This window comes from Synechococcus sp. PCC 6717, from assembly GCF_022698185.1.
In the GTDB taxonomy this organism is placed as follows: domain Bacteria; phylum Cyanobacteriota; class Cyanobacteriia; order Thermosynechococcales; family Thermosynechococcaceae; genus Thermosynechococcus; species Thermosynechococcus lividus.
On record NZ_JAKLTV010000001.1, the window covers coordinates 84,445 to 103,803 of the forward strand.

The following is a 19,359-nucleotide window of genomic DNA, read 5'->3' on the forward strand; positions in this document are numbered from 1 at the left end:
GGATTAGTTGTTATGAGCATAAAGCTAATTGCCCTTCCCTTCAGTTTGGCTATGGTGCTAATGGGGGCGATCGCCCAAGCGTCGTGGGCGAATTACCGTCCTCCTGCAAACATTGGCAAGCCCGGTAATCGTGAAGGGGCCGCCACCCGCATTGCCCGTCCGACCCTACTGCGCGAAAGTACAGGTGGTACCGACAGTTGTATTGTGGAACCGCAGCAAACCGTGGTGGCGCTGGTGCCAAAGGATAATAATGGCCTCAGTAGTACCCCCTCGCCAACCCTCTATAGCTATGTCCCCGCCAATACTGGTGCAACCCTCACCCTCACCCTCCTAGATACCCAAGGAACAGAGCTATACAGCCAGCAACGCCCTGCCCCCACTACCGCTGGCATTATTGGTTGGCCGCTGGCAAATGTGTCCCTCAAGGATGGCGTGGACTACCAATGGCAACTGACCCTCACCTGTAGTAACGGCACCACTGCCGTGAAAACAGCCAGCTGGCTTCGTCCTATGGCTCCTAGCCCTCAGCAACAACGGAATCTGCAAGCCGCTACTGACGCTGCGGGGGCATTTGCTGCCGCTGGTTACTGGTACGATGCCCTCAATCAACTGGCTCAGGAACGCCTCGCCCAACCGCAGGATGCCGCCCTGAAGCAAAAATGGCAAGCCTTGCTGCAGTCCCCAGCGGTGCAGTTACCCCAGCTTGTCAATGAACCGGTGCTGGCATTTCCACCCCAACCTTAAGCCTTGGGAGGGATAACGCTGCCAAGGCGATCGTAGAGATCATCAATGCTACTGCTGCCATCAAGAAGCTGGGCTTTGAGGTGCATTAATTCCTGGGCAAGGGGTTCGGCCTGCTCGCGGTACTCCGCCACACTGGCGAGCAGATCGGCAAAGACCTGTTGCTCAATAGTGGCGCGTTGGGGCACCTCTCCTAGCTCCCCTTGATAGCTCTGGTAGCTCACAGGGGCAGCAGCAAACACGAGCCGGAAAATAAAGGCACCCGATTGATCCTGTAATTGTTGCTGGAGCGATCGCACCCCTAGTTCACTGCGCTCAAAGCCCACATTCCCCTCGAGGCGTACTTCGACAATTGCCTCTGGCAGTACAGATTGGTGTTGCTCTAGCAAAGTCTGTAGTTTCGCCTTAACGTTGGCTGCGGTGTCATTGGGGGTTAGCTTCAAACGATAGCGGTGAATCGACCGTTGCCAATAGTCCCGTTTTAAGTCTGCTGTGATCTGCCCATTGTCAATCGTTACCAAGAGCACCCCCCGGGGGGTTTGTTCTTGATTCTCGGCAATGGAGTTGGCTTCGACAGAGCCGGGGTTAAAAATCCAATTTTCAACGGTGTAAAAGCGGTGGATATGTCCTAGCGCCAAATAATCCACCCCCGCCTGCCGCAGCGGCAGGAGATCGTTGTAGCGCAATGCCCCTTGGTAGCGCGCAATCTGGCCTTCGAGGCCATGGTGAAACAGCATAATAGTGGTTCCCGGCGCTGGGGGCAGGGTTTGAATTTGGCTGGCTAAGTGCTTAATGGCTTGCGGCGCACTGGCACCGTACCACTGCGAGCCAATCACCCGCACCCCGCAGGGCAGATCAATGTAGCCCCCCCGTGCCAATTCGGCATCCCAAGGTTGCAGGCTGCCCGTGTCATCGGGTTCGAGCAGATGCAAATACCCTCGTTCACACAGGTAGCGCAGCCAATTGGTTTTTACACCGTAGGGGCAGTTATCATGGTTACCTTCAATGGCCAGTACAGGAATATCAGCATCTTTGAGTTTCTCTAGGACGCACTCCGCTTGGTTGAGGATCCCTGGCGTAATCAACCGCTCCTCAAACAAATCCCCGGCAATTAAAACAAAATCGACCGACTCCTGCAGGGCATAGCGCTCAATACTGCTGTTAAAGGCCGTGAAAAAATCCAGCGTGCGCTCGGGGTTTTCCTGTCGGTACTTGTTAAACCCCAGATGAACATCGGCCACATGGAGAAAGCGGGGCATGGTCTAATGCTCCTAGGGGCGATCGCTGGGGAGTTGGGCAAGGAGCGCCGACCAAGGAGGTGTGGTGCCTGCGGCTTGATCTGTTGCCGCCACTTCTACGGTTCGGTAGCAGGCGGTGGGCAGGTTTAACAGCGCAACAAGGAACTCTGCTAGATCAGCCCGGCTGAGTTGCCCCGTCAGCGTATCGCCATGGTCAAGACGCAGGTGTTGCCCGCCGGGGTTATCAGTGAGGCCACAGGGGCGGACAATGGTGTAGGGCAAGCCACTCTGACGGAGCATATTTTCTGCCGCCAATTTCCATGTGAGAATACCCCCCAACTGGTCGTTGTACTGTACCGCTAAGGGCTGGCGCTGGTCTCCTACGTCCGATCGCCCGGGGCGCGTCACCCCTGCTGAACTCACGTGAATGATCTGGGGTAGAGGTGAGCCACCGTAGGCATGGATAGATTCTAGTTCAAGGCTAAAGGCGCCCGCCCGAAAGTGAGGGTTAAGGGCACCATCGTACTCAAACTTACTGAGCATGAGTTGCAACGAGTAGATTTGCCCCAAATTCAGAGGAGAGGCATCCGTGGCGGTGCGCGCCCGCACCACCGGAATGAAATGGCTAAAGGGCAGGGTCACAGTTATCCATTGATCCGCCACCGTGTCAAAGGAGATGGCATAGCCCACGCCATCCCAAGCCGGATCACTGCGTAGGAAACATTTATAGCGCTGGCCATCCCCCCGCAGGCGCAGTTGCAGGCCAGTGTACCCTTGGAGGTTGAGGGGAGGAGTCAGGTTACGGGTGCGAATGGAGACAAACCCTCCGGAATTTGCTGTCGAGACTGTTCCGGTAAATAGGGCACTGTGTTCCCTGAGGTAGAACTGGCTGGCGCTGACCCCGCCCATCACAACATCGTCTAGTGCCCCCCATACCTCCTTGAGGGGAGGCGTAGGATAGCGATAGTCAAACAGGGGGTAGGTGATGGGCTGCTGCTGAAAGTAGGGCTGGGCGCGCTCTAGCAGGTGGCGCATGCCGTTAAATTCAACGGCTTCGGGGCTGTCGCCAACAATTGCCAGTCCCGGCGGGGGCGCATCAGGCTGGGGCTGAATCACTGTGCCGATACAGTGAATGACGGCGCGGCTGCCCTGCATCAAATCCGCCGGCAGGGGTTGGGTTATATCGGCAACGACGATCTCCACCGCAGATTGCGTTGGTAATACTTGCTCTGCCTTGGGGCGATCGCGCACCAGTGCCCGCACAGCATAGCCTTGACGCAGTAAAGTATTGACAACTGCTTGACCGGTTCTGCCCGTTGCTCCTGTTACTACCACTAAGCCACTGCCACGGTAGGCGGGGGAGGTAAATAGATCCGGAAGCAGTGGGGCAAGCATGGGACGGAGCGGCTCTAAACTACCCACAAAGGGTAGGGTTTGAAAAAAGCGTAGGGTGTCGAGAAAGCGACTGAGTTCCCAGTTATTTGCCATAGAGTGGAACCACACTAGACCAGTGGGGAAGGGTGCCCCCTGACCTCAGTGTATCCTGCCAGTGCCAAGCTGCCCATGTGAGTAGGGCATGGCCATAGTCTGCAGGCGCGGGTGCTGTCAGCACCTCGTAGGGCATCGGCCAGGTGGCCAGCAGCTCCTCAGATTCAGCTTCAGTGACGAGGCGATCGCCCCACACTGCCTTGAGGGCGGAGTGTTCATAGCGATAAATGCCGACATACTGGTGACCCTGCTGTGCAGCGCGTGAGACAACACCATCCCTAACCCTTAGGTGCTGGCGGTGGKGCCAAGCCATCACCCCAAGGCTGGAAAGACCAATGAGGGGAATAGCCAACTGCTGCGCTAGGATGCGAGCTGTCACGACCCCTAAGCGTGTTCCCGTAAAGCTACCCGGGCCACAGCCCACGGCGATCGCCCCCAACTCCTGCCATGTTCGCCCTGCCATCACAGCCCCTAGACAGGGATGGAGTTCTGTGGCCAGTTGCCGCCCCAGTTCCCATGTCCTAACATCCAGCACCGTTTCAGTGGCCAGATCCCATAACCCGGCCACTAGGGTGGCATCACTGGTATCGAATCCCAAACACAGCAGACTAGCTGACTCCTACGGCGATCGCCATCAGCCCTGCCACTAACACTAGCACCCCTGTCACCAATAGCGCGGCGCGTACCTTCTGCTGGGCTGTCCACGGCTGCGCTTGATACACCTTTGGCTCAACCGCAAAATTATTTAGGCGACCGCCCTCCTCAGTTGTGTACGGCATCGAAACAAACCTCAATCAATTGTTACGGTGGAGCTATTCTAGCAAGCAAACTTTACTCACCCTGAGAGTTCTTAATAATTTCTTGTAATTGACCATGGCGATGCACCTGTAACCAACGTCCCCGCCAGTAAATGCGGTTGCCAAAACAGCCCAACAGCCAAATTACCAGGCTCATCACATCTCGCAGCGGCAGTAGCCATAGCCACAGCAGCAAGCGGGGTGTCCCCATGAGTATCATACTCACGATTGCCTGTAGCCAACGGATTCCCTGGACTGCCAAACAGAGGGTTAGCGTCCAAACGCTGGGCAGCAACCCCCACAGGAGGGCGCTATACACCGTCCCAAAGGTAAACACCATGCCAAAGTACTGTTTACCGCGATTGGAGCGAATGGTGCGACACCACCGCAATTCCCGCTCTACTGCCTTGAGAAGAGATTCATCGCTACAGTCATTGTCCAGCACATAGGTCGAGAGTTCAACGCGATAGCCTGCTTCCCAAGCGGTGTAGCCTAAACGGTAGTCATCCCCAATCCGATTGAGGGCAATCTCGAGGCCGCCAATCGTTTCGAGCACTTCCCGCCGCAACACCACCGTTGGCCCAATGGCAAACCGCAGGCCACCATCTAAAAAGCGGGCAATCAGAACGCTGGGAATAAAGTCAATGCAGCGCCCCATGGCCAAGAATGCGGCACCTAAGCGCTTTGGGGAATGGTCAACATAGCCACAGGTGACTACACCAATGCAGGGGTCTGCCAAGGGGGCGGTAATCTGGCGGAGATAGCCGGGGGTCACTCGCACATCACTGTCCGCCAGCACAATCACCTCATGGTGGGCATGGGGCAACATCTGCGACAAGTTACTCATTTTGCGGTTAATCCCCCGGATTTCGTCGCAGAAGTACCAGCGGGCACGCTCTGGAAAGGTTTGGCACAGGTCTTTGAGCACGGGTAAGGCCGGATCGCTGAGATCTTGAACCCCAAAAATCACTTCGTAGTTAGGGTAGTCTTGCTGACACAACGATGACCAGTTTTGCCATGCACCGGGATCGAGGCCACACACAGGCACCAGCACAGAAATAGCGGGGGCTGGATCAAGGGGTTGGGGGCGCGATTTGCTGAAAAACCGCAGCGTCAGCAGCCCAGCTACAAGGTAAAACCCGCCACCGGCAAGGCTGAGGAGGCCAAGAAGAACCCCAAGGCTATGTAAAACAAGGGTCATGGAGCTGCTGTGATCGTGCCGCTACTGGGGGAGCTAGCACTCGCGTAGGGTTTAACGGGAATCCGTCCGGCTAGGTAGGCCAACCGCCCGGCTATGGTTGCCATTGCCATTGCCTGTGCCATGGCAGCAGCATGTCCCGCTTGGGCGATCGCCGTATTGATGAGCAGGGCATCGGCTCCCAATTCCATCGCAGCGGCGGCCTCACTGGGGGTACCAATGCCAGCATCAATCACCACGGGCACCCTTGCTTGGTCAATAATAATCTGAATATTGGCGGCATTGCGTAAGCCTTGACCCGATCCAATCGGCGAGGCTAGGGGCATGACTGTGGCACACCCCACCTCTTCGAGTCGCTTGGCCAGCAGCGGATCTGCATTGATGTAGGGTAAGACCGCAAACCCTTCCTTGACCAGTTGTTCCGCTGCCGCTAGGGTACCAAAGGGATCCGGCAGCAAGTATTTAGGATCCGGAATGACTTCCAGCTTGACAAAGTTATTCTCCTCTTGCCCTAGGAGCTTGGCCATCTCGCGCCCTAGCCGTGCCACCCGAACCGCGTCTTCGGCGGTTTGACAGCCAGCGGTGTTGGGCAGTAACCAAATCTTCTGCCAGTCAAGGGCATCCACCAAGCCTTCATGGCCGGGGGCATTGGTCTGCACGCGCCGCACCGCCACAGTAACAATTTCGCACTCACTAGCGGCTACACTGGCTTGGAGGTCGGCGATGGAGCGGTATTTACCAGTCCCAGTCATGAGGCGGGAGCGAAACTGCCGTCCCGCAATGGTTAAGGGGCGATCGTGCAAGAGGGATTCGGGAGGGTGAACAGTAACCATATCGGGCAAGAAACGCCTGAGAATTCGCCTTTCTACCATATCAGGGTTGAGACACCTCCCGCTGCTACCACGAGAAAGTTGTGGCAATATAGAGACACCATTACGATAGGAAAGCAGATTTAGCAGATGGCACACCTTGGCGACAATGCCGCTATTCAGGTCGCTGATCGCCTGCTGCGTCAGTACGGCTTCGACCTTGATGGTGCCTCCGTCGAGGCCATCCTTGATCGCTGGCTGCGCCACTTTTCGCCCCGCTGGATTCGCCTCGCCTTAATTGAAGCGCTGTACCTCGGTCGTTATAAAGCAATTTCTGTCGAGCAAATTTTAGAATTGTGGCAACGGCGTGAGCAGCCCATTTACCACTTTAATAGTGAGTTTGAAGCGATTATTTGCCACCCCCTGTCCCCCCTGATCCCAAACTCGGAGCCATGTCCTTCTCCTACGCATCCAAAGGTGGAGACAGCCATTAGCGAATTTCACCCCAGTATTGCCGGAGAACCCTTCATCGCAAAGCTAACCAACCTTATGCAACAGTGGACTAGCCAAGAATCCACGCTACAACAAGTCCCGTGAGCCACTTTTGCAACAAATCGTAACATTGCATACACCACGCCTAGGACGCCTGCGGTATGGTAGAACCATAGGCAAATCCTTTTTCTGAGTCCAAACTCACTAGGAGTATCTCTATGGATATCCCCGTTGCAGCAACTGCCACAGATTCCCGCGAGGTTTGGGACTCTTTGAAGCGGGCGATCGCCCATAGTTCTGGTTTTCAGCGGTGGCTCAGCGAAAAGCACTCTGCAATGAAGCTAGAACAGCCCCTTGATCTCGATGCCTGTGTAACCGCTTACCTGCGCCAAGCTCTGGAAACCTTAGCCTACTAATCTGGCGTTACTGAGTTACTGCGTTGCCGTAGGTTCTGCAAGATTGGATTTCGTTGGGTCGGCAACTGGTTATAGTAGGCACTGCGGTACGCCCAAAAGACGTAGCCCGCTAGCAGGATATTCAAGCAAACAATCAGCAATAGCTTGATACCGCTGATGGGGCGAAGTTGCGGGGTGTTGATGTGCTTTTCGCGACTGGAAAATTGAACCGTCATGGCTGCTCTCTCGAATGCAACAGTCCCAGAGCTTGCCATTATCAACAGTGATTACGTTTTGGGACATAAAATAATGGCAGCATTCCGGTTGCCCCTACTATAGATCGCCCCCCTCAGGTCGCCAAGGTTCTGAAACATTTTTTAATTGGGTTGGCAACAAGAATACATAACCCCTAAAAACCATCCGCCCCTAAGTACGGACTTAGGAGCGGTCTGGTAGTCGTGCTTGGATAAGACTGCTAGGAGAACTCACACCTTAACAGATGTTGATCCGCAGTGTTAGTAGAGAACAATCCTAGGCTACAGCCCCTGTACTCCGAAACGACGACCCAAGCGTTTACTACTATCTGCCATGGGCATCACCTCCATCTCCCTGAACGGTACCGTTCCAAAACAACTGCCCTTAGGATAGCACACTCACGCGGAACTCTGCCAAGCAGTCGGTAAAATCAGCATGGCATCGCCAAAGGAGTAAAAGCGATAGGCTTGGGCAATGGCGTAGTCATAAAGCTGCAAGAGGCGATCGCGCCCAATGAAGGCACTGACGAGCATCATTAAGCTAGAGCGCGGCAGATGAAAGTTGGTAATGAAGCCCTCAACAATTTTTGGCTGATAGCCCGGGTAGATATAGAGGTCACTTTTGCCGCGAAAGGGCTGAAGTTCACCGGACTGAGCTGCGGTCTCTAGGGAGCGAATCACGGTGGTACCCACCGCAATAATGCGTCCGCCCGCCCGCTGCACCGCCTTAATTTTGGCAACGGTGGCCGCAGACACCTCAATCCACTCGTGGTGGAGGCGGTGCTGGCGAATGTCGTTGACCTCTACGGGGCGGAAGGTGCCAATGCCAACATGGAGGGTAATAAAGCAGTGGTCAATGCCACAATAGGCTAATTTGCTCAGGAGGTCTGGGGTGAAGTGCAGTCCTGCGGTGGGGGCTGCTACTGCCCCCGGACGTTGGGCATAGACGGTTTGGTACTGTTGGGCATCTTGGATGGGGGTTTGGATATAGGGGGGCAGGGGAATGTCTCCCACTTCATCGAGGTAAGGCCAGAGGCGATCGCCCGGCGGTAGATCAAATTCAATGACTCGCCCGCGGGTGGCAGGATCGATCGCCTGTACGGTGGCCTGTAATGACCCCAGTTGAATCACTGCTCCGGGGCGAAGTTTGCGGCCAGGTTTGACCAGTGCCAACCACTGGCGATCGCTGAGTTCTTCGAGTAACAAGACCTCAACACTGCGGCCGGGCTCCCCCACCTTGTGCCCCATCAGCCGCGCCGGAATGACCTGAGTATCATTCAGCACCAACAAATCCTGCGGTTGCAATAGTTGCGGCAGTTCGTAAAACCAGTGATCGCGTGCGGTCTCCCGATCCACCACCAGCAGACGAGCGTGATCGCGAGGCGTGGCAGGCTGCTGCGCAATACGCTCTGGGGGCAAATAGTAATCGTAAGCATCTAGAGAAAAGTCAGTCAGGCTCATCAAAACCTCAGTAAGCACAGAAGAGCTGTCAATCGGTCAACAATGGCGTCGGGGAAGGGTTCACATCCATCATCTGGGGGCGTTTAAGACTTAAGACCGCCAGCAGTGATAACCCTGCGGCAATTAGACCCACCAGCACCAGCAGTAACGGCCACTGTTGCCGTGTTGCTGTTGTCCGACGGACAGGGGAAGCCGTCAGCGGGGGAAGCAAGGTTTCACCGACCGAGGAGACCGTTACCGCCAAGTCGTCGCTGTGGTTTTCGGGGGGAGTATAGGTCATGGTGATATCTGTTACCTCTGGCAGTTCGTCGCTACAGACCATCCTGCTGTAGTCCGGCTCAAGGGTACCGTGGGCGGTGCTAACGTGGCAGTGGATGAGGGCAACGGTGACATTGTCGTGGCCATTGGCGCTATTGGCTAGTTCAATGAGGCGATCGCCCGCCACCTCAAGGCTGATGTCTCCTTTGAGCACCGGCAGGAGATACCGACGCCAATAGGTTTCTACCCGATTAAAGTCACTTAGGCCATCGGAGCACAGGAGCAGGATCCCCTCTTCATCCAGCAAAAAGCGCTCCACCGTGGGGTAAAGATGGTGAGACGGTGCCATCCCAAGAGCTTGCACAAGGGAGCCGCCGTAGGGATGCTCAAGAGCCTGATGGTAGGTACTCATCCCCAAGCGGACATCGCGGCTTGCCACATCGTCATCGAGGGTCAGCTGATAGCAGCCCCAACGATTAATCCAGTAGGCACGACTATCGCCAATGTGGGCAAGGTAAAGATTGGCGTGCTCAATGAGGGTGCCCACAAGGGTCGTTCCCATCCGTTGCCGTTCGTGGCGATGTTCAGAATCGTTACGCGCACTGATGGCATCGTTCGTGCGATGAATGGCGTTTTGAATAGCCTGCTGCACCTCTTCTGGATTCGTGTCGAGGAGGTTGAGTGGCTCCAGAGCCTCCACTAAAATTGAAATGGCCAAACCAGAGGCCACGTCTCCCCCTTCGTGCCCCCCTACCCCATCACAGACCAAGGCTAACATCCGCGACGCATGGTTGAGGGTGGTACCGTGAGGCGGGTAGCAGCTATCTTCATTTCGGCTCCGGCTTGGGCCTTGATCAGAGCGGGTAACAATATCATAGTGGTATTGATAGTCTAGATGGCTCAGAGCCTGCTGAAACAGTGCTTCAATGGTTGAGCGTACCGATTCTGCGGTTACGTCTTGACTGTGCTGCATTTGCTCACACAGCGTCTGAAATGCTTGGTCAAAGTTGTTGTCTCGATCTGCAAAGCCAAAGTGCTTTTGCCAAAAGGCTCCCAGCATTGCCAAGGTTGGATCGGCTCCAACCTGTAGTTGCAGCAGCCGCACTAAAGAGCCTTCTGCCCGCAACAGTTGGGGGTTCAGAAGTGTAACTGCCACATTCTCTTCTATGAGGGCAGGCCACAGGGAAATAATTTGCCATAACCAACTCAATCGCCGCACGACGCCAGCCTTTTGCCAAATGCTCGTCAGCGGGGCAGCATGGGTTAAGCCGGGGGTGCTTTGGGCATCGTTAATGTCGATGCAACTGACGGGAGCGTGCTCAAGCAGCAGCAATTCCCCTGCCCCTAGCGACAGTGCCCCAAATAGTTCGGGAACGTGGGGACGTTTGGGAAAAAGCTTCAGGTAGGGGCGATACAGTTGCACGGTGTTATCGATGCCGGGGGCAGGCTCACCGGGGAAGAGGTCTAGCAGTAGGTGTTTGCCCTGCACCAGATAGCGATCGCCAACAATAGCCCCGATCTTATAACCATCTAAACTAGAGCCAATCGCCCACAGATAACGCTTCAGAAGAGGGACATGGCAATGACTACACTCTTGATTAGTAATGGGGTTCGCCGTGCCACACTCGGGACAGGTAAGAGTGACTAGGGGCTGGTTCATGGAAATTTGCGGCCTAAAAACAGCGGATGTCTGAAGGAAGCGATTATCGGCACAACTGCTCTAGTCTCTATGGTAGCCCTTACGTCCTAGCCACGTTCAATCCAATAGAAATCTAGGCTAATGGGCTAGGTGAGCAACCCGTTTTCGCAAGGTTAAACAATTCCCGCCCGTTTCACTGGGCCTATAGCTTAGCTCATCCACGATGGTGGCTAATAGGCGCAAACCACGTCCGCCTTCGGCATCCACAGCAATTTGGGCGGGCAACTGTTGCAAATGTGTCATCAAATCAAAGCCCTGCCCCTGATCCCAGATGCGCAGCTCAATCATTGTCTGGGTTAGGGATAACTCGACTCGAATCGGGGTTTCCTTGGGGCGATCGCGGTGGGCATGGCGCACAGCATTGGTAAACCCCTCGGCCAAGGCTAGCTCGAGCTTTAGCCATTCTTCAAGGGGAAATAGCGGTGGTTGATAGCGGTTGAACCACTCTAGCAGTGCCTCAAGCTCGTTCAAGTCGCTACTGAGGGTTAAGGAAACAACCATAGGGATTCAGTGTAACAAATCCTTTCGGATGTGCCGCCAGACCCTCAACCGAGATTGAAGTTGCCGCCAACGGGGCGGTTGACACACCCCCTGTGGAAAAAAGCAGGTGCCCAGCACAATCAACCCACCGTAGAGAATCATCCGCCCATCGCGTAAAAAGGCTGCAATCGCCGTTGGCAGTTGGGGTTGATCCGCCAAACCACGCAGCAATTCAGGGAGGGCAGTAAAGACCATACCGCCAACCACCGCCCCAACAAAGGTACGATTGCCGCCAATTAACACCGCGGTCAGGGCAATAATCCCCGTGTCGAACGTCCCTTGGCGCGGGTTCCACGTATTCAGTAAATGGGCACTTAAAACCCCTGCCACCCCCGCTAGCATCGCGCCAAGGGTAAACCCCAACACTTTGTAGCGAGTTGCATCAATGCCAAGGGTGGTGGCCACTAGCTCATCGGCACGAATCGCCTGCATCGCTTGCCCCGGCCGGCTGTGCTCAAGGCGGCCAATGGCGATCGCCACCACCACTAACAAGGGCAACGTCAACCACAGGTATCCCAAGGGTTCGCGAAACGGCTGCGGCACCCCAAAAATACCGATCGCCCCCCCTGTAATCTCTAGATTCAAGGCCAAGACCCGCAGCACTTCCACCAAGGCGATCGTAGCAATGGCAAAGTAGATTCCCCGCAGCCGCAGCACGGGCACGCCAATTCCCCAGCCCAATAGGCCACAACATACCACCGCCAAAACCAGTTCCACCGCCATACACCACAGAGGGTAGGGTGTCACCGCTGAGAAAACCCGAGTTGAGAGAATTGCCGCAATATAGCCACCAATGGCATAAAACCCAGGACTAGCAAGGGAGAGCTGACCACTCATGAAGGGCAAGTAGAGCGACAACGCTAGTAATGCCCCCAGAGTCATGGACACAATTAAAAAGCCGTAGGTACTCAACCAGTGTGTCATAGGGGTAGTTCTAGAACGGACACCTTAATCCAAGTTTGTGACATCCCCCCGACACTGACCCTACGGGTACAGCGCGGGACGTATCGCTCTCCGAACCCCTCATTAGTTAAAGCTTATTAAGCTAATATAGGAAATAAAGTACTCAAAGGTCAGGAGAGTAGCATATGCCAACCCACTCCTTAGATTTACGGCGCAGGGTTGTGGCGGCCTATCAAGCGGGCGGAACCTCCATCCGGCAGGTAGCAGAGCGGTTCATGGTGACCAAGAGAACCGTACATCGATGGGTTCGGCAGTATCAAGAGACACAGGACTTAACCCCTAAGAAAGTGGGGACAAAACGAATTGGCATTCTAGATCAAAACTACAGCAAGGTGATGGAGATTATTGTAGCCTATCCAGACAAGTGCCTATGGCAGTACCGAGACATGATCAGCGAGCAGCTAGGGATTAATGTCAGTACAGTCACGATACATAATTTTCTAAAAAAGCATGGGTTGACATTAAAGAAAAGACGCTCCGCCGTGCCAAAGCCAACGATCAAGAGGCACAAAAGCGGCGGTTAGAGTCCTAGCAGAGCATCAGCAATAGTACCACTAGCAAAAATCCGTGGTGGTCTTCGCATAGCGTGCCGAAGGCATAGCGATGCGCAACCGAAGGGAGCAATTCAGGTGTCATTAATCTATTTAGATCATTGCCGTGGCAATCTGACAGCGGCCTGCGGCCTTGGCTTTATAAAGTGCCTCATCTGCTGCTTTCACCAGTTCTAGGAGAGTGGCACCATGGTTGGGATATTGGCTCACCCCTGCACTAAAGCTGACCTGGAACCCCTCTTGATCCGACACAGGGAAGGTATGGCTGCGCAGACGCTGTAAGCACATCCCCAATCGCTGTTCTGCTACCTCTAGGGAAATTCCGTACAAAGCTACTAAAAACTCTTCTCCACCCCAACGAGCCACTACATCCTCCATGCGTAAGGATTGCCGCAGAATGCGCGCTGTCGTCACCAAGACCTGGTCCCCCAGATCATGGCCGTAGGTATCGTTAATACGTTTGAAGTAGTCTAAGTCTAAAACTGCGAGACACAGCGGTTGCTGCTGCCGATCTGCCAACTGCAAAAAGCGTTCAATATCCTCGGTGGCCTTGCGACGGTTGCACACCCCAGTGAGCGGATCCACCTCCGCCAACCGCTTGAGGAGCCGTGTACGCTCAAGGCGGTTGATAATGCGTGTCATTAGCTCTGGCCCGACAATCGGCTTATTCACAAAATCATCGGCACCAGCGGCAAAGAGTTGGTTCACAAGTGCCGGATCGGTGGTTGCGGTGAGAAACAAAATTGGTAGGCGACTCCAGCGGGGGTCATTGCGTACAACTTGGCACAGTTCAATGCCATTGATGCCGGGCATTTGCACATCGAGAATCACTAATTCTGGATGGGTGGCTTCCAAAACATCCCAGAATTGATCTGGATCTTGTAGGGACGTGACACTCATCCCCCACGGCTCAAGGAGCCGCTTGAGAATGGCTAAGGTGACCGGATCATCATCCACCGTTAGAATACTGGCGGATGTCACCTCCTGCGGCTGCAACAGTTGTTCGAGGGTTTGCAGCAGTCGCTCCATATCCACAGGCTTGTTGAGGGTAATCCGCGACCCCAAGCGAATGGCGGCAAGGCGATCGCGCCATGTGTCGTGGGCCGTGAAGACCAACACAGGAATTGGCGGACGATGCTGGCGTAACTCTTGTAAAAACTCGCGGCTTGTGGCCTCGTCGGGAACCACTTCTGGATTGAGAATCACGACATTGGGGGCAAAGTCTTCAACGTAGGCTTTGACTAAGGGCCAACTATCAATGGCTACATAACGAAACCCAGCATCGGCGGCATGGCGTTCTAGGGAATGTACTAAGGCGGCATCGTTATCAATGTGCAGCACCAAGGGCAGACCAGAGTCATGATTGGTTTTTAGCCTAGAGGTGGCGATCGCGCTCAGAAGAGGCTTGACCACCTGAACTAGGGAACTTTGACTACAGGGATAACGGTAGTAAATGACTTGATCGTCTGGCTGCCTTGGAACTTCGCTGCGGGTCAATACCAAAATTGGCTCCTGAAAGCCATGGCTGCGCACCTGCTGACAAAAACGCTCCACCGTTGTCTCTAGGTGTGCGTCATCTACAATCAGCAACTCGTAGCGGCTACTGGCCAATATCCCCCAGAGGTCATCGGCTCGGGCAACTACATCAACCCGCTGCTCTGATGCACTCAGCATGGTAACAAGTGTGGCTGCTGTCGTCTCATCATCGTGATACACCAAAATGCCCATAGCACTGCTTCAACCCCAACTGGTATTACCCTATCGCTTCCCAACAATTGTGCTCAAGCTGCCCAAAGACTTGGTGTTGCTGGATAGCGACTAGGTTCAACGAGGGCGAGAGGGAAATGGAGAAAGACTGTGCTGTTGGCGGTAGGCCATGATGAGATTGTAAAGGCGCTCTTCTTCTAGCTCAAGGGTATCTCGACGATAATGAGGGGCACTGAGAAGCTCTGATGCAGAGCAGGTCGGGGCAGCCGGTTGGGCGATTTCCCCCTAGGCTCCACACCAATGGCAGACTATAGCCAAGCCACCGTAGCCTCAGCACGGCACCAGCGTGTCGCTTAGATTCTTTGGTAAACTCTGGCGTGAGGTGGGTTCATCGGGACATCTCCAAGCCCCCCCGCGGGCGGGGAGAAGGTCAGTTGGTTGCCCCTGTGGATTGCAGTTGAGGTTTTGTATCTGCTAAAAAGACTTCCCGGACAAAGCGGGCGATCGCCCGTTGGAGGAGACCATTGACAATTCGCTGTCCCATCTGCTGCAATTCTGGGCGGAGGATAATTTTCAGAATCGCAGGAATAATCTTCATCACATCAAACCCGGGGGTGTCCTGCAAAATACTAAAAATCCGCCGCAAATGCTCAAGGGCATTGGGTTCGCTGATAATGCTTGGGGCGCTACTGGTGGGAATGGGGCGGGTAACCAGCGGTAACATCTGCGCCACATTGAACTGACCCACCGTTACCCGTGCCCAAGTATCCAAACTCTTGACAATTTCATCGGCAAGGCGATCGCGATAAAACTCACCCCGCTCAGAAAATAAAAAGTCAAGGGCTTGTTCGAACACCACATTAAAATCGTAGTCACGGCTTTCGCGAGCATTACGCAGCAAATTCTCAAGGCGGGTCCAGCGGAATTGACCATCCTTGAGCAGCAAGTTTGCCAAGCTAGTGCGCAACTCCGGCGCTGAATCGGTAAGGAGCCGTTTGGCAATGTACGGATAGGCCGCACTGAGCACCTTGAAGTTTGGGTCCACGCCCATGGCAATCCCTTCCATCGTGAGTAGCGATCGCACAATTAAGGCATAGTAAGCGGGCACCTGAAACGGATACTCGTACATTACTTCCGAAAGGCGATCAAAAATGCGCTGAATATTCAACTCAGCCACACTTGCCCCTAGGGCATCCTCAAAGACCAGCGCCAGCGCCGGAATAATTGGCTCTAGATTGGTATCTTCCGCCAAAAACCCTAAGCGCACATAGTCATAGGCAAGACTTTCGTACTCGCGGTTGACAATATGAACAATGGCATTCAGTAAACCGTAGCGCTGGGCAGGTTCAATCTCGCTCATCATGCCAAAGTCAAGGTAGGCGAGTTTACCATTGGGCATCGCCAGCAGGTTGCCGGGGTGTGGGTCTGCGTGGAAGAAACCGTGCTCCAGCAATTGCCGCAGGGAACACTGTACCCCAACATACACCATATAGCGGGGGTCGATCCCTTGGGCTTGAATTTGCTGTGGCTGGTTGAGCTTGACCCCCGTCACCCATTCCATGGTCAGGACGCGGCGGCGGGTATAGTCCCAGTAGATTTTTGGAATATAGACATCGGGTAGATGACCGTAGAGGCGGGCAAAGCGCTCGGCATTACGCCCCTCTTGGGTATAGTCCATTTCCTCAAACAGCCGACTAGCAAACTCATCTAAAATTGCCACCAAATCGCTGCGAATTTCTTTGATGAGGCGTTGAGCCCAGTAGGCCACTCCCCGCAAAATGTAAATGTCAAGGGTAATACTTTCAGCGAGGCCGGGGCGCTGTACTTTGACGGCAACTATTTCACCACTTTTGAGGCGACCACGATAAACTTGCCCTAAGGATGCCGCCGCAATGGGCTGATCACTCAGGTCGGCAAACAGTTCCTGGGGGGGTGCCCCGAGTTCCTCCTCGATAAAACGAAATGCAACCTCATTGGGAAACGGCGGTAATTGATCTTGGAGTTTCGTCAGTTCTTCAAGGTAAACGGCAGGCAACAGGTCTGGGCGGGTGGACAGTGCCTGCCCCACTTTAATGTAGGCCGGGCCGAGGCGGGTTAGGGTATCTCGCAGGGCGATCGCCCGGCGATGTTGATTTTTCTTCCCTTGTCCTGTGAGGTTATCCCACCAGCGATTGAATAGCAGCCAAAACACCGGCCACAGAATCTTCACCCAACGGCTGATCACCAGCAAGGGGCGTTGCCGATAATAAGCCGCGATCGCCTCCGGATCGTAGGGCTGAAACTCATCGTTGCCATTGGGTAGCGCTTCAGCAGCGATCGCAATGTCTTGGGAAGACTCAGACGCAGGGGGTAAGGCCGTGTTCATAGGGATGTGGGGATAACGCTGTAACGTATTGTAACAATTGACTTGGCTAACGCCTCTGTGGAGAGCGCAGTTGCTTACGTCCTTGAACTTGGTACAACTTTGTACTATAGGACAGTAGACAAACATGGAAGCTAGGATACTTGGGAACGTCCAAGGATGCCGAGCAGCAGTGGAGAGAGAATAGTGGAACTCGATAATTACGATCCGGGCGATTTTTATGATGAGTGGTTTATTGCCCGCGGTCAGCCACGACCGTTTATTGAGCCTCTCTTACGGCGGGTGCGATCGCTGCCAGAAGGAGAGCTAAAACGGCGCCAAACTACGGCTCAGCAGGTCATGTTTAACATCGGTGCCACATTTACGGTCTATGGCTCTAAGGAGGGCACCGAGCGGATTATGCCCTTTGATATTTTGCCGCGAGTGATTCCGGCGCAAGAGTGGCGGCAGCTTGAACAGGGGCTCAAGCAACGCATTCAAGCGCTGAACTGTTTTATTGCGGATGTCTATGGCCAGCAAAAAATCATTAATGATGGCGTGATTCCCCGGGAACTCATCGAGTCAGCCAAGGGCTATCTGCGTGCTTGCCACGATCTAAAGCCACCCGCAGGAATTTGGTGCCATATTACGGGAACTGACTTGGTGCGCGATCGCGACGGCACATGGTATGTCCTTGAGGATAATTTGCGCTGTCCCTCTGGCATTTCCTATGTGCTTGAGAATCGACGGGTGATGAAAAGTACCTTTCCGCTGGTATTTAAGGAGTTGGATATCCAACCGGTGGATGAGTACGCCAGCCATTTACTGGAAACCCTATTGAACCTAGCCCCACCCGGATTGCCGGATGCCACAGTGGTGGTACTGACTCCGGGGATGTATAACTCAGCCTATTTTGAGCATTCTTTTTTGGCGCAGCAGATGGGTGTCACCCTTGTGGAAGGGCGGGATTTGGTGGTGGCAGATGGCTACTTGCAAATGCGTACCACCAAAGGCTTAAAACGGGTGGATGTGGTCTATCGCCGCATTGATGATGATTTTATTGATCCGGCCGTCTTTCGATCGGACTCGATGCTAGGGGTGGCAGGCTTAACAGAGGTCTATCGTCAAGGACGGGTGGCGATCGCCAACGCCTTGGGCACTGGTGTTGCTGACGATAAAGTGATCTATGCCTACGTTCCCCAAATGATCCGCTACTATCTGGGGGAAGAGCTGCGGTTACCGAACGTCCCCACCTATCTGTGCTGGGAACCGCAGCAACTCGACTACGTGCTCCATCATTTAGATGAATTGGTGATCAAATCTGCCAACGAGTCGGGGGGCTACGGGATGCTCATTGGCGCCCAATCCACAGCTAGTGAGCGGGCTGAGTTTGCTGAGCGCGTGAAGGCTAACCCCCGCAACTATATTGCCCAACCTACCCTGTCTCTCTCGCGGGTACCAACCCTCCTCGGCGATGAGATTGTTGGCTGCCATGTGGATCTGCGCCCCTATATTCTCTATGGCAAAGAGATTTACGTGCACCCCGGAGGACTCACACGGGTTGCCATGAAGCCCGGATCCTTAGTGGTAAATTCCTCCCAAGGAGGTGGCAGTAAAGATACTTGGGTATTAAGCGAGTAATGACAATGGTGACAGTAATTAGTGAGTTAGAGCAACCCATCACCTTCGATAGTTTTTTTGGCCCGCTGACCCTCCAGCCGGGTCGGAATGAAAATGTTGATGAACGCCGTTGGCGCAACTGCAAAACCCACAATGCAGATTTGCAAGCCCTACTGAAGAAAAACCTGATTCGGGTGGCTGACGCTTAGTTTGAGGGTTCGGGTGAGCGTGGGGCTGGCTGGCGCTCCCACTCGATCAGGGGACGTTCAATAGCATTTTTCAGGTCTAAGGGAACCAAGGTGACTGTCATAGTGTCACGAGGCTGTGGTTGGGGGTCAATTTCGGCATAGAGTTGCCGGCCATCAAAGGTTGGGTTGCCCAGTAATAGCCGATGCTGAGTGCCATCCTTAAGGGTCATCTCTAGGGTAGCCATAGGGGGCAAAAGGCCATAGTCAGCGGCACGATTCGTGGGCACGTCAAGGGAGCGATCGCGCTCACCCGTGGTCAGCAAATTTAGTAAAAAGACGACGGTTCCCTCTTCCGCCGGTACCTCCTGCTCTCGCTGAATGACCCACGTCCCCGTTTTCTGCTTTTTGAGGTTAAGGGTGTACTGGGGCGCAACAATTTTAAGAGCGGTAACATCCGCCTCTTGGAAGCTAAAGAGGCGAGCCTTGGTTTGTTGACTTGGTGCGTTTGGTGCCGGTAGTTGTTGCTCAAATAAAAAGAGGCTGCCTCCCAAAATGGCCGCAGTTGCCAGCAAAATCAGCGTTTTTGTGCGAATGCCAGTCGCCATCAGACTCCCTATGG

The 19,359-nt window shown here is 54.4% G+C and carries 19 protein-coding genes and 1 pseudogene; 6 read left to right on the forward strand and 14 right to left on the reverse strand.

What is annotated here, in order from left to right:
* Nucleotides 1–12 precede the first annotated feature (12 nt).
* Entirely contained in the window at nt 13–744 is a 732-nt protein-coding gene (locus L5470_RS00425; RefSeq protein WP_099799120.1) for a DUF928 domain-containing protein, read from the forward strand.
* On the opposite strand, the gene L5470_RS00430 is transcribed toward L5470_RS00425, so the two are convergent.
* Genes L5470_RS00430 through L5470_RS00455 form a run of 6 tightly spaced genes read right to left on the reverse strand, consistent with a single transcriptional unit; the run spans nt 741 to nt 6,295 of the window.
* Nucleotides 741–2,000, reverse strand: a complete 1,260-nt coding sequence (locus tag L5470_RS00430) for a metallophosphoesterase family protein (protein WP_499497468.1) — start codon at nt 1,998–2,000, stop codon at nt 741–743. The genes L5470_RS00425 and L5470_RS00430 overlap by 4 nt on opposite strands.
* A gap of 12 nt (nt 2,001–2,012) precedes the next feature.
* Nucleotides 2,013–3,467: a CIA30 family protein gene (locus tag L5470_RS00435; protein WP_499497470.1), complete on the reverse strand. Its 1,455-nt coding sequence runs from the start codon at nt 3,465–3,467 to the stop codon at nt 2,013–2,015.
* On the reverse strand, nt 3,457–4,065 hold the full coding sequence (tsaB, locus tag L5470_RS00440) for a tRNA (adenosine(37)-N6)-threonylcarbamoyltransferase complex dimerization subunit type 1 TsaB (RefSeq protein WP_499497472.1): 609 nt from the start codon (nt 4,063–4,065) through the stop codon (nt 3,457–3,459). Before tsaB ends, L5470_RS00435 begins: the two co-directional genes overlap by 11 nt.
* A 10-nt stretch (nt 4,066–4,075) precedes the next feature.
* Complete coding sequence (gene psb34, locus L5470_RS00445; RefSeq protein WP_099799116.1) at nt 4,076–4,246, reverse strand: photosystem II assembly protein Psb34; 171 nt, start codon at nt 4,244–4,246, stop codon at nt 4,076–4,078.
* Nucleotides 4,247–4,298: 52 nt separating this feature from the next.
* Nucleotides 4,299–5,465, reverse strand: coding sequence for a bacteriohopanetetrol glucosamine biosynthesis glycosyltransferase HpnI (gene hpnI / locus L5470_RS00450; protein WP_499497475.1), 1,167 nt, complete (start codon nt 5,463–5,465; stop codon nt 4,299–4,301).
* Nucleotides 5,462–6,295, reverse strand: a complete 834-nt coding sequence (locus L5470_RS00455; RefSeq protein WP_099799114.1) for a beta/alpha barrel domain-containing protein — start codon at nt 6,293–6,295, stop codon at nt 5,462–5,464. Before L5470_RS00455 ends, hpnI begins: the two co-directional genes overlap by 4 nt.
* A 126-nt stretch (nt 6,296–6,421) precedes the next feature.
* Here L5470_RS00455 and L5470_RS00460 point away from each other — a divergent pair, with 126 nt between their 5' ends.
* Nucleotides 6,422–6,868, forward strand: coding sequence for a hypothetical protein (locus L5470_RS00460; protein ID WP_099799113.1), 447 nt, complete (start codon nt 6,422–6,424; stop codon nt 6,866–6,868).
* Between the two features lie 113 nt (nt 6,869–6,981).
* Nucleotides 6,982–7,179 (forward strand): hypothetical protein, encoded by a 198-nt coding sequence (locus L5470_RS00465; RefSeq protein ID WP_499497478.1) that lies wholly within the window; start codon nt 6,982–6,984, stop codon nt 7,177–7,179.
* Here L5470_RS00465 and L5470_RS00470 read toward each other — a convergent pair.
* From L5470_RS00470 to L5470_RS00490, 5 genes are all read right to left on the reverse strand, one after another.
* On the reverse strand, nt 7,176–7,394 hold the full coding sequence (locus L5470_RS00470; RefSeq protein ID WP_499497480.1) for a hypothetical protein: 219 nt from the start codon (nt 7,392–7,394) through the stop codon (nt 7,176–7,178). The genes L5470_RS00465 and L5470_RS00470 overlap by 4 nt on opposite strands.
* A 417-nt stretch (nt 7,395–7,811) precedes the next feature.
* A complete protein-coding gene (queA, locus tag L5470_RS00475; protein ID WP_499497482.1) occupies nt 7,812–8,873 on the reverse strand; it encodes a tRNA preQ1(34) S-adenosylmethionine ribosyltransferase-isomerase QueA in 1,062 nt (353 codons plus the stop codon).
* Nucleotides 8,874–8,901: 28 nt separating this feature from the next.
* Nucleotides 8,902–10,791, reverse strand: a complete 1,890-nt coding sequence (locus L5470_RS00480) for a PP2C family protein-serine/threonine phosphatase (RefSeq protein WP_499497484.1) — start codon at nt 10,789–10,791, stop codon at nt 8,902–8,904.
* A 117-nt stretch (nt 10,792–10,908) separates the two neighbouring features.
* Nucleotides 10,909–11,331: an ATP-binding protein gene (locus L5470_RS00485; protein WP_099799110.1), complete on the reverse strand. Its 423-nt coding sequence runs from the start codon at nt 11,329–11,331 to the stop codon at nt 10,909–10,911.
* A 6-nt stretch (nt 11,332–11,337) separates the two neighbouring features.
* Nucleotides 11,338–12,294 carry a branched-chain amino acid ABC transporter permease gene (locus tag L5470_RS00490; protein WP_499497486.1) on the reverse strand — a complete coding sequence of 319 codons (957 nt, stop codon included), beginning with the start codon at nt 12,292–12,294 and terminating at the stop codon, nt 11,338–11,340.
* Between the two features lie 164 nt (nt 12,295–12,458).
* Between L5470_RS00490 and L5470_RS00495 the strand changes: the two are divergent.
* Nucleotides 12,459–12,856: pseudogene (locus L5470_RS00495) on the forward strand (helix-turn-helix domain-containing protein); the annotation flags it as partial.
* 121 nt (nt 12,857–12,977) lie between these two features.
* On the opposite strand, the gene L5470_RS00500 reads toward L5470_RS00495, so the two are convergent.
* Both L5470_RS00500 and L5470_RS00505 read right to left on the reverse strand, forming a co-directional pair.
* Nucleotides 12,978–14,612 (reverse strand): diguanylate cyclase, encoded by a 1,635-nt coding sequence (locus L5470_RS00500; protein WP_099799108.1) that lies wholly within the window; start codon nt 14,610–14,612, stop codon nt 12,978–12,980.
* A gap of 409 nt (nt 14,613–15,021) precedes the next feature.
* Nucleotides 15,022–16,956: an ABC1 kinase family protein gene (locus L5470_RS00505; RefSeq protein WP_499497488.1), complete on the reverse strand. Its 1,935-nt coding sequence runs from the start codon at nt 16,954–16,956 to the stop codon at nt 15,022–15,024.
* 183 nt (nt 16,957–17,139) lie between these two features.
* On the opposite strand from L5470_RS00505, the gene L5470_RS00510 reads away from it, so the two are divergent.
* Both L5470_RS00510 and L5470_RS00515 read left to right on the forward strand, forming a co-directional pair.
* Complete coding sequence (locus tag L5470_RS00510) at nt 17,140–18,573, forward strand: circularly permuted type 2 ATP-grasp protein (protein WP_499497490.1); 1,434 nt, start codon at nt 17,140–17,142, stop codon at nt 18,571–18,573.
* A gap of 5 nt (nt 18,574–18,578) precedes the next feature.
* A complete protein-coding gene (locus tag L5470_RS00515) occupies nt 18,579–18,761 on the forward strand; it encodes a hypothetical protein (RefSeq protein ID WP_099799899.1) in 183 nt (60 codons plus the stop codon).
* Here the strand turns inward: L5470_RS00515 and L5470_RS00520 are convergent.
* The gene (locus tag L5470_RS00520) at nt 18,758–19,345 is read right to left on the reverse strand and encodes a DUF4340 domain-containing protein (protein WP_099799106.1); all 588 of its coding nucleotides are present in this window, start codon (nt 19,343–19,345) and stop codon (nt 18,758–18,760) included. The genes L5470_RS00515 and L5470_RS00520 overlap by 4 nt on opposite strands.
* Nucleotides 19,346–19,359: the final 14 nt, after the last annotated feature.